The sequence below is a fragment of the Streptomyces atratus genome (assembly GCF_014648655.1).
Classification (GTDB): domain Bacteria; phylum Actinomycetota; class Actinomycetes; order Streptomycetales; family Streptomycetaceae; genus Streptomyces; species Streptomyces atratus.
On record NZ_BMRN01000011.1, the window covers coordinates 63,474 to 77,291 of the forward strand.

13 protein-coding genes are annotated in these 13,818 nt (G+C 70.4%); 6 read left to right on the forward strand and 7 right to left on the reverse strand.

Translation table 11 applies throughout. The annotated features are described in order from the left end of the window. Window positions 1-102 precede the first annotated feature (102 nt). The 4 genes from hpt to dacB form a co-directional block, all read right to left on the reverse strand. Entirely contained in the window at window positions 103-642 is a 540-nt protein-coding gene (gene hpt / locus IEZ15_RS20070) for a hypoxanthine phosphoribosyltransferase (RefSeq protein ID WP_072487175.1), read from the reverse strand. Window positions 643-741: 99 nt separating this feature from the next. After that, entirely contained in the window at window positions 742-1,824 is a 1,083-nt protein-coding gene (gene tilS / locus IEZ15_RS20075) for a tRNA lysidine(34) synthetase TilS (protein WP_189278632.1), read from the reverse strand. Window positions 1,825-2,023: 199 nt separating this feature from the next. After that, window positions 2,024-3,157, reverse strand: coding sequence for an Rv3626c family coenzyme F420 biosynthesis-associated protein (locus tag IEZ15_RS20080; RefSeq protein ID WP_114245226.1), 1,134 nt, complete (start codon window positions 3,155-3,157; stop codon window positions 2,024-2,026). 49 nt (window positions 3,158-3,206) lie between these two features. After that, window positions 3,207-4,712, reverse strand: coding sequence for a D-alanyl-D-alanine carboxypeptidase/D-alanyl-D-alanine endopeptidase (dacB, locus tag IEZ15_RS20085; protein ID WP_229845990.1), 1,506 nt, complete (start codon window positions 4,710-4,712; stop codon window positions 3,207-3,209). A gap of 86 nt (window positions 4,713-4,798) precedes the next feature. Between dacB and IEZ15_RS20090 the strand changes: the two genes are divergently transcribed. Then, window positions 4,799-5,293 (forward strand): inorganic diphosphatase, encoded by a 495-nt coding sequence (locus IEZ15_RS20090; RefSeq protein ID WP_003968257.1) that lies wholly within the window; start codon window positions 4,799-4,801, stop codon window positions 5,291-5,293. Between the two features lie 242 nt (window positions 5,294-5,535). Next, complete coding sequence (locus IEZ15_RS20095) at window positions 5,536-7,251, forward strand: threonine/serine exporter family protein (protein WP_189278634.1); 1,716 nt, start codon at window positions 5,536-5,538, stop codon at window positions 7,249-7,251. Between the two features lie 24 nt (window positions 7,252-7,275). Here the strand turns inward: IEZ15_RS20095 and IEZ15_RS20100 are convergent, their stop codons facing one another. Further along, window positions 7,276-7,989 carry a DedA family protein gene (locus IEZ15_RS20100; protein ID WP_189278636.1) on the reverse strand — a complete coding sequence of 238 codons (714 nt, stop codon included), beginning with the start codon at window positions 7,987-7,989 and terminating at the stop codon, window positions 7,276-7,278. 149 nt (window positions 7,990-8,138) lie between these two features. On the opposite strand from IEZ15_RS20100, the gene IEZ15_RS20105 reads away from it, so the two are divergent. Next, on the forward strand, window positions 8,139-8,504 hold the full coding sequence (locus tag IEZ15_RS20105) for a YbjQ family protein (RefSeq protein WP_189278638.1): 366 nt from the start codon (window positions 8,139-8,141) through the stop codon (window positions 8,502-8,504). Between the two features lie 51 nt (window positions 8,505-8,555). On the opposite strand, the gene IEZ15_RS20110 is transcribed toward IEZ15_RS20105, so the two are convergent. Continuing rightward, window positions 8,556-9,314 carry a MerR family transcriptional regulator gene (locus tag IEZ15_RS20110; RefSeq protein ID WP_189278640.1) on the reverse strand — a complete coding sequence of 253 codons (759 nt, stop codon included), beginning with the start codon at window positions 9,312-9,314 and terminating at the stop codon, window positions 8,556-8,558. A 137-nt stretch (window positions 9,315-9,451) separates the two neighbouring features. Here IEZ15_RS20110 and IEZ15_RS20115 point away from each other — a divergent pair, with 137 nt between their 5' ends. The 3 genes from IEZ15_RS20115 to gad all read left to right on the forward strand — a co-directional run bounded on the left by IEZ15_RS20115 (window position 9,452) and on the right by gad (window position 13,022). Then, on the forward strand, window positions 9,452-10,771 hold the full coding sequence (locus tag IEZ15_RS20115) for an ion channel protein (RefSeq protein WP_189278642.1): 1,320 nt from the start codon (window positions 9,452-9,454) through the stop codon (window positions 10,769-10,771). 133 nt (window positions 10,772-10,904) lie between these two features. After that, window positions 10,905-11,528 carry an NAD(P)H:quinone oxidoreductase gene (wrbA, locus tag IEZ15_RS20120; RefSeq protein WP_189278644.1) on the forward strand — a complete coding sequence of 208 codons (624 nt, stop codon included), beginning with the start codon at window positions 10,905-10,907 and terminating at the stop codon, window positions 11,526-11,528. Between the two features lie 69 nt (window positions 11,529-11,597). Continuing rightward, the gene (gad, locus tag IEZ15_RS20125; RefSeq protein ID WP_189278646.1) at window positions 11,598-13,022 is read left to right on the forward strand and encodes a glutamate decarboxylase; all 1,425 of its coding nucleotides are present in this window, start codon (window positions 11,598-11,600) and stop codon (window positions 13,020-13,022) included. A gap of 16 nt (window positions 13,023-13,038) precedes the next feature. Here the strand turns inward: gad and IEZ15_RS20130 are convergent, their stop codons facing one another. Further along, on the reverse strand, window positions 13,039-13,815 hold the full coding sequence (locus tag IEZ15_RS20130) for an ABC transporter permease (protein ID WP_114249122.1): 777 nt from the start codon (window positions 13,813-13,815) through the stop codon (window positions 13,039-13,041). Window positions 13,816-13,818 lie beyond the last annotated feature (3 nt).

Consider the following 13,818-nt stretch of genomic DNA (forward strand, 5'->3'; position numbering starts at 1 on the left):
CCCGCCTTCAAAGGCTCAACGGCGGGAATCCGGTGAAAGGTTCCCGTAGTCCGCCCCGGACGGGCCGGGCACCCCGGCCGGGCGAGAGGTGCCGGGAGGCGGTCAGCCCCCGTAGACGTGCGGAGCGAGCGTGCCGACGAAGGGCAGATTGCGGTACTTCTCCGCGTAATCCAGCCCATATCCGACGACGAACTCGTTGGGGATGTCGAAGCCGACCCACTTGCAGTCGAGCGCGACCTTGGCCGCGTCCGGCTTGCGCAGCAGGGTGCAGATCTCCAGGGACGCCGGCTCACGCGAGCCGAGGTTCGACATCAGCCAGGACAGCGTCAGGCCCGAGTCGATGATGTCCTCGACGATCAGGACGTGCTTGCCCTTGATGTCGGTGTCCAGGTCCTTGAGGATCCGGACCACTCCGGAGGACTGGGTGCCCGCGCCGTACGACGAGACGGCCATCCAGTCCATGGTGACGGGGGTGGACAGCGCGCGCGCCAGGTCCGCCATCACCATGACTGCGCCCTTGAGGACGCCGACGATGAGCAGGTCCTTGCCCGCGTACTCCGCGTCGATCTTCGCGGCCAGCTCGACGAGCTTCGCGTCGATCTCTTCCTTGGTGAGGAGCACCGACTGAAGGTCGGTGCCCATGTCCTTCTCGTTCACCCGCGTCTCTTTCTTTGCCTGCCGGATCCGGGGTATTGACCCGGACCTGCGCGGCCGCTCGCCTGCATGTCAGCCGCTCGTGCTTCAGCTCTGCCGAATCACCAGTCTGCCACCCTGTCGCATGGCTTCGACCCGGCCCGGCAGGTTGATGGCCCGCTGGCCGCGCCAGCCGGTGATCAGACGGTCGACTTCCTCGATGTGCCGGGCGAAGAGCGAACCGGCCGGGGAGCCCGCCTCCATGGCGGCCCGGCGCAGTACCCGGCGGCGCACGGCGGGCGGCAGCGCGTACAGCTTGGCGCACTCCAGCCGGCCCGCGTCGTCCCGCACGGCGCGGTCGGCCTCGGCGGCCCAGGTGTCCAGGGCGTCGGCGTCGTCGCGGGAGAGCTGCGCCGTACGGGCCAGGGCCTCGACGACCCCTTTGCCCAGGGCCTTCTCCAGGGCGGGCAGGCCCTCGTGACGCAGTCGGGAGCGGGTGTAGGCGGGGTCGATGTTGTGCGGGTCGTCCCAGACAGGCAGCGACTGGACGAGGCAGGCCTTGCGGGCGGTCTGCCGGTCCAGCTGGAGGAAGGGGCGGCGGTAGCGGCCGGCCGGGCCGGATGCGGCGGCCATGCCGGAGAGGGAGCGGATGCCGGAGCCGCGGGCGAGGCCCAGCAGCACCGTCTCCGCCTGGTCGTCACGGGTGTGGCCGAGCAGGACGGCGGCGGCACCGTGCCGCTCGGCCGCCGCGTCCAGGGCGGCGTAGCGGGCGTCGCGGGCCGCGGCCTCGGGTCCGCCTTCCTGGCCGACCTGCACGGCGACGGACTCGACCGGGTCGAGGTGCATGGCGGTGAGGCGGTCGACGACCTCGGCGGCCCGGGTGTCGGATCCGTCCTGGAGGCCGTGGTCGACGGTGATGCCGCCGGCCCGGACGTCGAGCTTGCGGGCCTCGAAGGCGAGGGCGGAGGCGAGTGCCATGGAATCGGCGCCGCCGGAGCATGCCACCAGCACCAGCGGGGTATCGGGGCGTTCGGGGAGAGCGGCGCGCTGCCTGCCCGCACCGGCTTCGGCGAGCTCGGGGTGCGGGGTGCGCCGGGTGTGCTCGGCGCTCCGGGCGTGTTCGGTGAGTACGTCGTGGAGTACGCGGCGGACCGCCAGGCGTATCGCCGCGACCGCAGGATGGGGACCCATGTCCGGTGCCCTTCGTGAAGTTTTGGGAGGTGCCTCGGAGTGCCGGGACGGGAAGAGTGCCGTCACTCAGAGTGCGTCGATGGTGACAGAGGCAAGCCGTCCATCGAGCATTGCACGCCTTCCCATGCCTCTACGGTCCCTCGGATGGGTGAATACCGGCGCGTTCGTGTCCTGTCGTCCGCCGTCGGGCCCGTCGTGATCAGGACTCTGCCTTACGGTGCACCCTCGCGATCCAGTCCGTCGGTTTCGCGATCTCCGCCTTGGTCGGGAGGGTGTTCGGTGAGGTCCAGACCCGGTTGAAGCCGTCCATGCCGACCTCGTCGACCACGGCACGGACGAATCGCTCGCCGTCGCGGTACTGACGCAGTTTGGCGTCGAGCCCGAGAAGCTTGCGCAGCGCCTGGTCAAGACGGCTCGCACCGCGCGCCCTGCGCTGCTGGAACTTCTCCCGGATCTCGCCGACGGAGGAGACGACCTCGGGGCCGACGCCGTCCATCACGTAGTCGGCATGGCCTTCGAGCAGGGACATCACGGCGGTCAGCCGGCCGAGGATCTCGCGCTGGGCGGGTGTCTGGACCAGTTCGACGAGGCTGCGGCCGCCGTCCTCGCCGTCCTCGCCCTCGGGGCGGCCCCCGGCCAGGGACTGGGCGGCCTCGCGGAGCCGTTCCAGCACGGTCATCGGGTCGACGTCGGTCTCTTCGAGGAACGACTGGATTTCGCCCTGCAGATGGTCGCGGAGCCAGGGCACACCGGTGAACTGGGTGCGATGGGTCTCCTCGTGGAGGGCGACCCAGAGCCGGAAGTCGTGCGGGTCGACCTCGAGTTCGCGCTCGACGTGGACGATGTTCGGGGCGACGAGCAGCAGCCTGCCGCCGCCGTCGGCCGAAGCCGGGAGATCACGGGTGGCGGGGGCGAACGTCTCGTACTGGCCGAGGACCCGTGAGGCCAGGAACGACAGCAGCATCCCCACCTCGACGCCGGTCACCTTGCCGCCGACCGCACCGAGCACGGCACCGCCCGGGCCGTTGCCGCGCCGGTCCTGCATCTTCCCCAGGAGCGGGCGGAGCAGTTCGCGGAAGCCCGCGACATTGGCCTTGATCCAGCCGGCCCGGTCCACGACCAGGACCGGGGTGTCCTCCGGTTCGGTCCCCTCGGGGATCATCCGGGTGAAGGAACGGACGTGCTCCTCCGCGGCCTTGGCATGCCGGCGCAGCTCCGCGACGACCTCGCGGGCGTCCTCGCGGCTGATCTCGGGCCCCGGCCGCACAAGTCGGGTCGCGGTCGCGACCGCGAGATTCCAGTCGACCATCTCGGCACCACCGATGCTCGTCATGCGTCAACCGTACGTGCTCAGGTGCGTCCGCGGTGTGGTGTTGACCGGCTCATCGGGTACGGACGGCGAGGCTGGTGGCGAGGGCGTCGAGGGAGGACTGGGCCTCGGACGGGGATGTCGTACCGGATGCCAGGAAGGCGAAGGCGAGCAGCCGGCCCTGCCTGTCGACGACCGTGCCGGCGAGGGTGTTCACGCCCGTGAGGGTGCCGGTCTTGGCGCGGATCAGGCCTGTGCCTGCGGAATTCTGGGTAAAGCGGCCGCTGAGGGTGCCGCTGAACCCGGCCACCGGGAGGCCGGTGAGGACGGGGCGCAGTTCGGGGTGGTCCGGGTCGGCAGCGCGGGCGAGGAGGCCGGCCAGCAGTCCGGCGGTGACCTTGTCCTTGCGGTTCAGCCCGCTGCCGTCGGCGAAGTTCGCACCTTTAAGCGGCAGGTGGAGCTTCTTGAGCTGTGCGGTGACGGCCCGTCGGCCGCCGTCGAAGTCGGCCCGTTCGCCCGCGGCCAGGGCGGTCTGTCGGGCGAGTGCCTCGGCGATGTCGTTGTCGCTGTTGGTCAGGGCCCGTTCGACCAGTGCGGAGAGCGGGGCCGAGAGGTGTTCGGCGACCGGCCGGGACTTGGCGGCCGGCCGGCCGGCCGTCGGGCCGGACCGGGTGGCGATCCCGGCGTCGTCGAGCAGCTCACCGAAGGTCCGGGCGGCGTCACCGGCGGGGTCGTCGCTGCGTGGGGCGGGTCCGCTGTCGGTGCTGTCGAGCCTGCCCTCGTCGGTCATCAGGGCGCTGACGGGCGCGATGTTCTCGTTGGGGCCGATCGGGTGCCGTGCCGGGCCGGAGTAGCGAGAGGTGTCGTACGTGAGGCGGACCGTTCTTACGCCCCGGTCCTTCAGGGTGCGGGCGGTGTCGGCGGCCAGTGCGCGCAGGGCGGCCTTGTCGAGGGTGGGGTCGCCGCCGCCGACCAGGGCGATGCTGCGGGAATCGGGGGACGCCCGGACCGTCGTGGCAATGCGGTGGTCGGGGCCGAGCGCGCTCAGGGCGGCGACCGCGGTGGCGATCTTGACGGTGGAGGCGGGTGTCATGGGCGTGTCGGCGCCCTGGCCGTACAGCCGCTCGTCGGTGGCGGTGTCGATGACGACGGCGGTACGCACGGTGCCCAGGGCGGGGTCCTTCAGCAGCGGGCCCAGGGTGGCGCGGAGGGCGGCCGCTGCGTCGTCCGGGGCGTCTCGGGCGTCCGGGGCGGCGTTGTCGACGACGGAGGAGAGGGGCGCGAGAACGGCCGGGGCGCTGGGTGCGGGATCCGGTCCGGAAAGCGCGCCGGGTTCGTGATGTACGCCACCTGTGCGGCTCCGGGCGGCGGCCCAGTCCCGCTCGGCCTTACGCTGACCCGAGTCCCAGGGGCCGGCGGCAAGGACGACGCCGGCTGCGAGCGCCAGGCCTAGGCCGGCGGAGACAGCCGTGAACAGCCGATCGTTCAGCCCCTTCAACCTGATCACGCTGGCCTGCCGGGTGAGCCTGCTCAGCTTGTCGAGCGGATTGACCGACGGTCTTTTCACCGGCTCGTCCACCGTTGACCAGCCCCTTTCGCGAGCACACATCTGCGTGGGGGACACTTAATCACCAGTCGTATGTCTTGATCATGGAGGAGCCACCCGTGGAGTTCGACGTCACCATCGAGATCCCGAAGGGTTCGCGGAACAAGTACGAGGTGGACCACGAGACCGGTCGGATCCGCCTGGACCGTCGACTCTTCACCTCGACCAGCTACCCGGCGGACTACGGCTTCGTCGAGAACACCCTCGGCGAGGACGGTGACCCGCTGGACGCGCTGGTCATCCTGGACGAGCCGACCTTCCCCGGCTGTCTCATCAAGTGCCGCGCCATCGGCATGTTCCGGATGACGGACGAGGCCGGCGGCGACGACAAGCTGCTGTGCGTGCCGGCCTCCGACCCCCGGGTGGAGCACCTGCGCGACATCCACCACGTGTCGGAGTTCGACCGCCTGGAGATCCAGCACTTCTTCGAGGTCTACAAGGACCTGGAGCCCGGCAAGTCCGTCGAGGGCGCCGACTGGGTCGGCCGCGCCGAGGCCGAGGCCGAGATCGAGGCCTCCTACAAGCGCCTTGAGGCACAGGGCGGCGCGCACTGACCCCAGGGGTCGCGGCCGGATTCCGGCCGAGGTACATCGCACGGTTCCGTTTACGGTTCCGTGCCAGAGGCGGGCGGCACTCCTTCCGACAGGGTGCCGCCCGTTTCGTATGCCCGCCCGCGTGCCCGCCCGCGTGTCCGTCCGGTCCGTGGTTCCGCCCGCCTCGCATCAGCACCCTTGCCCGTGGCCATACTGGGCAGAAGCGCAACCGAAGACGCGCAGCCGATGAGGAGCGAGGTCGAGTGGTGGCGGAACCGGGCGGTCCAGAAGACCAGAAGCCCCAGTCCGACGAGGCGCGCAGCGCCTTCGTCCCGCCGGCCGGGGTAGGGAGGCCCACGTCTGCCTCCGACGACGACCATCCGACATCGGAATTCGCCATTCCGGCCGGTCTGACGACCGAGCCCCAGGGGTCGGGGACAGGTTCCGCTTCGGGCTCCGGACCCGGTTCCGGTCCGGCCTCCGGCTCGGACACGATCGGCTCCGCCTTCGCCCTGCCGAGCACCTACAGCGCCCAGCACCCGCCGCCCGCCTTCACTCCGGCGCACGGCAGCCCGATGATCCGGCTGACCAAGGAGGCCCCTTGGCAGGACCGGATGCGCACGATGCTGCGGATGCCGGTCGCCGAGCGCCCGGCACCCGAGCCGGTGCAGAAGTCCGACGAGGCGGGGCCCGCGGTGCCGCGCGTGCTCGACCTGACGTTGCGTATCGGGGAGCTGCTGCTCGCCGGCGGTGAGGGCGCCGAGGACGTCGAGGCGGCGATGTTCGCGGTGACCCGCAGCTACGGCCTGGACCGCTGCGAGCCCACGGTCACCTTCACCCTGCTGTCGATCTCGCACCAGCCGTCGCTGGTCGACGACCCGGTGACGGCGAGCCGTACCGTACGCCGCCGTGGCACCGACTACACCCGGCTGGCCGCCGTCTTCCGGCTCATCGACGACATCACGGCCGAGGATGTCGAGGTCTCACTGGAGGAGGCCTACCGGCGCCTGGCGGAGATCCGGCGCAACCGGCATCCGTACTCCGGTTGGGTGCTGACGCTGGCGGCCGGCGGTCTCGCGGGGGCGGCATCGGTGCTGGTCGGCGGTGGCGCGCTGGTGTTCCTGGTGGCGGCGATCGGCGCGATGCTCGGCGACCGGCTCGCCTGGCTCTGTGCCGGGCGGGGGCTGCCGGAGTTCTACCAGTTCGTGGTGGCGGCGATGCCGCCCGCCGCGATGGGCGTCGCGCTGACCCTCACCCACTGGTCGGACGTACGGCCCTCCGCGGTGATCACCGGTGGGCTGTTCGCGCTGCTGCCGGGGCGGGCCCTGGTGGCGGGCGTGCAGGACGGGCTGACCGGCTACTACATCACCGCCGCGGCGCGCCTGCTCGAAGTCATGTACCTCTTCATCGGCATCGTCGTCGGTGTGCTGCTCGTGCTGTACATGGGGCTTCAGCTGGGCGCCCAGCTGAACCCCGAGGCCAGGTTCGTCGCCCACGACCGGCCGGTGGTGCAGATCCTGGCCTCGATGGCGCTCTGTTTCGCCTTCGCGATCCTGCTTCAGCAGGACCGGTCCACGGTGCTGGCGGTGACCCTCAACGGCGCCGTGGCCTGGGTGGTCTACGGGGCGATGGCCAGGACCGGCGGCATCTCGCCGGTCGTGGCGACAGCGACGGCGGCCGGTCTGGTGGGCCTGTTCGGGCAGCTGCTCTCGCGCTACCGGTACACCTCGTCGCTGCCGTTCATCACGGCGGCGATCGGCCCGCTGCTGCCCGGCTCGGCCACGTACTTCGGTCTGCTCGGCATGGCACAGGGCAACGTGAACACCGGGCTCGCCTCGCTGTCGACCGCGGTGGCGACGGCGCTGGCCATCGCGATCGGGGTGAATCTGGGAAGCGAGATCTCCCGGCTGTTCATGCGGGTGCCGGGGGCGGTCGGCGGGGCGAACCGCCGCGCGGCCAAGCGGACGCGCGGCTTCTGAGGCTGCCGCCGGTACGGCTGCGGGTCAGCGCTTGGCGTGGCGGCCGCGCTGGCCGGAGACCGGGCTGCCGTCGGTGGACGGGCCATGGCTCTCGCCGCCACCGGCCGCCGCTTCCTTCTTCGACTTGGAACGGGCCCGCAGGAACTCGATCGCGATCGGCACCACCGAGATGAGCACGATCAGGATGAGCATCGCCTCGATGTTCTCGTGGACGAAGTCGATCTTGCCGAGGGCTGCTCCGAGCAGCGTGACCCCGGCGCCCCAGAGCACCCCACCGATGATGTTGAACGTGATGAACGAGCGGTAGTTCATCCGGCTCACACCGGCGATGATCGGCGTGAACGTACGCACGACGGGCACGAAGCGGGCCAGGATCAGCGACTTCGGTCCGTACTTCTCGAAGAACTCGTGGGCCTTCTCGACGTTCTCCTGCTTGAAGAGGCGGGAGTCCGGGCGCTTGAAGAGCGACGGACCGACCTTGCGGCCGAAGAGATAACCCACCTGGTCGCCGATGATCGCCGCCAGCGCCACCAGGACGCAGACCAGCCAGAGCGGAGACTTCAGCTGGTTCGTGGTCACCAGCAGGCCCGTGGTGAAAAGGAGCGAGTCGCCGGGAAGGAAGAAGCCGATCAGCAGTCCGGACTCGGCGAACACGATGAGAAGGACGCCAGGCAGTCCGAACGTGTTGATCAGATAGTCCGGGTCCAGCCAGCTCGGGCCGAGCGCAAGCGTATTCAAGGGTCCGGGGCTCCTGGATCGATCGATGGCGGCTGCGTGGCCGCCCCAAGCTATCAACGTGGGACGACGTCCCCGGGTTCCAGTGCCCCGTGCGAGGATTCACACCCCGGCGAACCGGGGCAAAAGCTTTCTCCAGGAGGTACCGCACGATGGGCATTGAGGAATACGGCGGCGGACAGGCGGCCCAGTCCGGCGTCCTGGTCGTCACCACGAACGACGTACCGGGCTACCAGGTGACCCAGGTCATCGGGGAGGTGTTCGGCCTGACGGTCCGCTCCCGCCACCTGGGCAGCCAGATCGGCGCCGGGCTGAAGTCGATGCTCGGCGGCGAACTGAAGGGGCTGACCAAGACCCTCGTCGAGACCCGGAACCAGGCGATGGAACGGCTCGTCGAGCAGGCGAAGGCCCGGGGTGCCAACGCGGTGCTGATGATGCGCTTCGACGTGACCGAGGCGGCCGACGTGGGCACGGAGGTGTGTGCATACGGCACGGCAGCCGTGATCAGCAAGATCTGAGCCACGGGTCCACGGGGGCGAGGGCGCCCTCGCCCCCGTGACGACCGGGTCCTACGCGCGGCGCTCCGCGTTGGCGTCGATCGCGTCCCGCAGGTGCTCGGCCAGGCCCGGCCGCATCGACTCGTAGTACGCGCGGAACTGCGGGTCGGACACATACATCTCGCCGAGTCCCCGGTGGATCTCGGGAGTGCACTCGTAGAACCACTTGGTGATGTGGAGCCGGTGGGCCTCGGCGAGGTCCATCGCCCCTTCCCCGGTGGCCGGTTCACCGGCCACCATCAGCGCGTTGTAGGCGGCGCCCCAGTCGGCGACCTCCGCCTGCATCCGCTTCCAGTCGTCCTTGGTGTACCGGGCGACCCGGCGCTGCGACTCGGCGTACGTGGCAGTGCCGCCCCAGCGGCGTTCGGCCTCCTGCGCGTGCTCCTCGGGGTCCTTGCCCCCGAAGACCTCGAACTTCTCCTCGGGCGTGAGGTTGATGCCCATCTTCCGTGCCTCCATGGCTGTTTCGACGGCGGCGGCCATCTTTCGCAGTTCGGCGATCCGGTCGGACAGCAGCCGGTGCTGGCGCCGCAGATGCTCCTGCGGGTCCGCGTCCGGGTCGTCGAGCAGTACCGCGATCTCGTCGAGCGGGAAGCCGAGTTCCCGGTAGAACAGGATCTGCTGCAGCCGGTCGAGGTCACCGTCGTCGTAGCGGCGGTGACCCGCGTGACTGCGCCCGCCGGGCGAGAGCAGTCCGATGCCGTCGTAGTGATGCAGGGTGCGCACCGTGACTCCGGCGAATCCGGCGACCTGTCCCACGGAGTAGTCCACGACTCCCCGCTCCCTTCTCCGTTCCGGGTACGTACTGAGCCTGAGTCCTGACGCGACGTGAGGTGCAAGCCCGAAGCACCGCCGCCCCCAGCGCCATTGGAGGGGTTATGTGGCTTTTGCGTCGTTATGGTGAGCCGATGGCCACAGATTCTCCCGATCCCGCCAAAACCGCTGCCGCCAAAGCCGTTCCCACCGGTACTGCTCTCGTCGAAACCACTCCCGTACGCCGACTGCTGCCCGTCATCGTGCCCGCGCCGGCCGTCGGGATCGTCTCGGCCCTCGTCCTGCTCGGTGTCAGCCTGCTCGCGGAGAAGCTGCAGGACCTGCTCTGGGGGACGCTTCCCGACGCGCTCTCCATCGGCCGCTACTCCGCTCTCTGGATGATCGTGATGCTCACCGCGAGCGGGCTGGTGGTCGGGCTGCTCATCGGGACGGTGCCCGGCCGCGCCGGTCCCGATCCGGCGACCACCGGGCTGGTCGATCCGCCGTTGGCGCCCGGCGTGGTCCCGGGGCTGCTGCTCGTCACGGTCCTCACCCTGGCGGGCGGGATCAGCCTCGGTCCGGAGAATCCGATCACGGCCGCCAATATCGCGCTGGCCTTCTGGCTCGGCCGACGGTTCGCGCCCGGCACACCGGTGGCGCTGTGGATCTCCCTCGCCGCGGCCGGCACCATCGGCGCGCTCTTCGGCACCCCGGTCGCCGCCGCACTGATCCTTTCCGAGACTCTCGCCTCCCGCGCCCAGCCCGGTGCGCTCTGGGACCGGCTCTTCGGCCCGCTCGCGGCGGGCACCGCCGGTGCGCTCACCATGACACTGCTGGCCCACCCCGGCTTCGACCTGGCGCTGCCGGCCTACACCCGCCCGCACTGGGGCGATCTGCTCTCCGCGGTCGTCATCGCCGTGGCGGGCTCGCTGCTCGGCCTGGTGGCGGTATACGCCTTCCCATATGCCCACCGGGCCTTCCAAGCCCTGCAGCACCCGGTCCTGGCCCTGACCCTCGGCGGGCTGCTGCTCGGCCTGCTGGGCGCGCTGGGCGGCCGTCCGACCCTGTTCAAGGGGCTCGACGAGGCGAAGGAGCTCGCCGCCGATCCGAGCGGCTGGTCGGCCGGGCAGTTCGCGGTCATGGCCGCGGTGAAGACGGCCGCGCTGCTGATCGCGGCGACCTGCGGCTTCCGGGGCGGGCGGATCTTCCCCGCCGTCTTCGTGGGTGTCGCGCTGGGGCTGTGCGCCCATGCCCTGGTCACGTCGGTGCCGGTGGCGCCGGCGGTGACCTGTGCGGTGCTGGGGGTACTGCTGGCCGTCACCCGGCAGGGCTGGCTGAGCCTGTTCACCGCGGCGGTGCTGGTCGGCGACGCGGCCGTGCTCCCGATGCTGTGCATCGCCTCGCTGCCGGCCTGGCTACTGGTGACCGGGCGGCCGCAGATGCAGCTGCACGAGGACGGCACGCCGCTGAGGTGAGCCCGGACCGGACCCCTTGCCCGACCCCTGGTCCCCGCCGCTCGACGCGCCGGATGCCCCTGCTTTCCGTATCGTCACATCCGTATGGATTCACATGGATACGTCCCGTAAGGCCCTGTCGGAGGATTCCGCAATGCCCACGTCCGTCAACGTCGCCGTCATCTACTACTCCTCGACCGGCACCGTCGCCGCGATGGCCAAGGCCATCGCGCAGGACGCCGAGAAGGCCGGTGCGGAGGTACGGCTGCGCAAGGCCGGTGAGCTCGCCCCGCAGGCGGCCATCGACTCCAACCCGGCCTGGGCCGCCAACGCGAAAGCGACCGCGGACATCGGCGAGGCATCGAAGGACGACATGATCTGGGCGGACGCCGTGATCTTCGGTACGCCGACCCGGTTCGGCAATGTCACCGCCCAGCTCAAGCAGTTCATCGACACCCTCGGCAGCCTCTGGCAGGCGGGCCGTCTCGCCGACAAGGTCTACAGCGGCTTCACCTCCACCAGCACAGCGCACGGCGGCCAGGAGTCCACGCTGCTCGCGCTCTACAACACGATCCACCACTTCGGCGGCATCCTGGTCGCCCCCGGCTACACGGACCCGTCGAAGTTCGTCGACGGCAATCCGTACGGCACTTCGCATGTCGCGGGGCAGGGCGACATCCCGGTCGGCGTGCAGACCCTGACCGCCGCCCGGATCCAGGCCGAACGGGTCGTGAAGTTCACCCGGGCCATCAAGGACGGCCTCGCCGCCGAGAACTGAACCACCGCACGCCGACAGGACCGTCGCGGGTCACGATGACCGCCGAGAGCCGAGAAGGGCTGTCCGCCGATGCCTCTCCACAAAGGTTCGCCCCAGGGCACGGAACCGTCCGAGGAACGCCGCAGGCTGGCCCTCAACCCGTTCTTCGGGGAGGCCGACCCGACCGCCGGGATGGAGTCGGCACCGCCCCGGCACCGGCTCCCCGACGGGCCGATGCCGCCCTCGACCGCGTACGGCCTGGTCCATGACGAGCTGATGCTCGACGGCAATTCGCGGCTCAACCTCGCCACCTTCGTCACCACCTGGATGGAGCCCCAGGCCGGGGTGCTGATGGGCGAGTGCCGCGACAAGAACATGATCGACAAGGACGAGTACCCGCGCACCGCCGAGCTGGAGCGGCGCTGTGTGGCGATGCTCGCCGATCTCTGGAACGCCCCCGACCCTTCGGCCGCCGTGGGCTGTTCGACCACCGGCTCCAGCGAGGCCTGCATGCTCGCCGGCCTGGCGCTGAAACGCCGTTGGGCGGCCAGGAACTCCGACCGCTACCCGGCGACCGCCCGGCCGAACCTGGTCATGGGCATCAATGTGCAGGTCTGCTGGGACAAGTTCTGCAACTTCTGGGAGGTCGAACCGCGCCTGGTCCCGATGGAGGGCGAGCGCTTCCACCTCGACCCGCAGGCCGCGGTCGACCTCTGCGACGAGAACACCATCGGCGTCGTCGGCATCCTCGGTTCCACCTTCGACGGCTCGTACGAGCCGGTCGCGGAGCTCTGCGCGGCCCTGGACGCCCTCCAGGAGCGCACCGGCCTCGACGTCCCCGTCCATGTGGACGGGGCGTCCGGTGCGATGGTGGCGCCGTTCCTGGACGAGGACCTGGTGTGGGACTTCCGGCTGCCCCGGGTCTCCTCCATCAACACCTCCGGGCACAAGTACGGCCTGGTCTACCCGGGCGTCGGCTGGGCACTGTGGCGCTCGCCCGCACAGCTGCCCGAGGAGCTGGTCTTCCGGGTCAACTACCTGGGCGGCGACATGCCGACCTTCGCACTGAACTTCTCCCGGCCCGGCGCACAGGTGGTGGCGCAGTACTACACCTTCCTGCGGCTGGGCCGGGAGGGCTACCGGGCCGTTCAGCAGGCGTCCCGGGACGTCGCCGGCGGGCTCGCGAAGCGGATCGAGGAGCTCGGGGACTTCCGGCTCCTCACCCGGGGCGACCAGCTGCCCGTCTTCGCGCTGACGACCACGCCGGACGTGCAGGCGTACGACGTCTTCGACGTGTCGAGACGACTGCGCGAGCACGGCTGGCTGGTGCCCGCGTACACCTTCCCCGCCAACCGGCAGGACCTGTCGGTGCTCCGGGTGGTGTGCCGCAACGGATTCTCGTCGGACCTCGCCGAACTGCTGCTCGAGGACCTCAGGCTGACACTGCCCGAACTGCGCCGCCAGTCACACCCGTTGAGCCGCGACAAGCAGGCGGCGACATCCTTCCACCACTGAGCTCCGGGCAGCGGCCCTAGCGGCCGATCCGGGCGAACCTCCTTACCGCCAGCGGGAGGAACACCGCGATCAGCGCCACCGGCCAGGCCACCGCCAGCAGTTCGGCATGGTCGGACGCCCAGGTGCCGCCGGGTCCGCCCGGGTTGCCGAACAGCCCGCGTACCGCCGTGGCCGTGGCCGACATCGGGTTCCACTCGACGACCGCGCCCAGCCAGCCCGGCATCGACCCGGGGGTGGCGAAGACGTTGGAGAGGAAGCCGACCGGCCAGACCAGGATCTGCACGGCCTGCACCAGCTCCGGCTTCCCGGCCACCAGCGCCAGCTGGATGCCGATCCACAGCATCGCGAAGCGCAGCAGCAGAAGCAGCCCCAGCGCCCCCAGCGCCGCGTCCGGCCCGTGGTGCCAGCGCCAGCCGACCGCGTATCCGACGCCGGTCATCACGGCAAGCGCGGCGGCCGACTGGAGCATGTCCGCGATGCTGCGGCCGACCAGCACCGAACCGGAGACCATCGGCATGGCACGGAACCGGTCGATGACGCCCTTGTTGAGGTCCTGGGTGACCGCGAGCATGGTCGACTCCAGGCCGAAGGCCATGGTGAGCGCGAGCATGCCGGGCACCAGGAACTCGGTGTTGTCGCCGTCGACGCCCTGCCCGCCGCCGACCAGATAGTTGAACATCAGCAGCAGCATCACGGGGAAGACCAGGCCGACGACGATCCGCACCGGCTGCCGTGCCCAGTGCGCCAGTTCGCGTCGCGTCATCGTCCAGGAATCGGACACCACCCAGCTCATCGA

What these genes read in the sequence shown, in the direction of transcription:
- hpt (WP_072487175.1), bottom strand. Translation starts at nt 642, where the DNA reads ATGGGCACCGACCTTCAGTCGGTGCTCCTCACCAAGGAAGAGATCGAC.
- tilS (WP_189278632.1), bottom strand. Translation starts at nt 1,824, where the DNA reads ATGGGTCCCCATCCTGCGGTCGCGGCGATACGCCTGGCGGTCCGCCGC.
- IEZ15_RS20080 (WP_114245226.1), bottom strand. Translation starts at nt 3,157, where the DNA reads ATGACGAGCATCGGTGGTGCCGAGATGGTCGACTGGAATCTCGCGGTC.
- IEZ15_RS20130 (WP_114249122.1), bottom strand. Translation starts at nt 13,815, where the DNA reads ATGAGCTGGGTGGTGTCCGATTCCTGGACGATGACGCGACGCGAACTG.
- gad (WP_189278646.1), top strand. Translation starts at nt 11,598, where the DNA reads ATGCCTCTCCACAAAGGTTCGCCCCAGGGCACGGAACCGTCCGAGGAA.
- IEZ15_RS20115 (WP_189278642.1), top strand. Translation starts at nt 9,452, where the DNA reads ATGGCCACAGATTCTCCCGATCCCGCCAAAACCGCTGCCGCCAAAGCC.
- wrbA (WP_189278644.1), top strand. Translation starts at nt 10,905, where the DNA reads ATGCCCACGTCCGTCAACGTCGCCGTCATCTACTACTCCTCGACCGGC.
- IEZ15_RS20105 (WP_189278638.1), top strand. Translation starts at nt 8,139, where the DNA reads ATGGGCATTGAGGAATACGGCGGCGGACAGGCGGCCCAGTCCGGCGTC.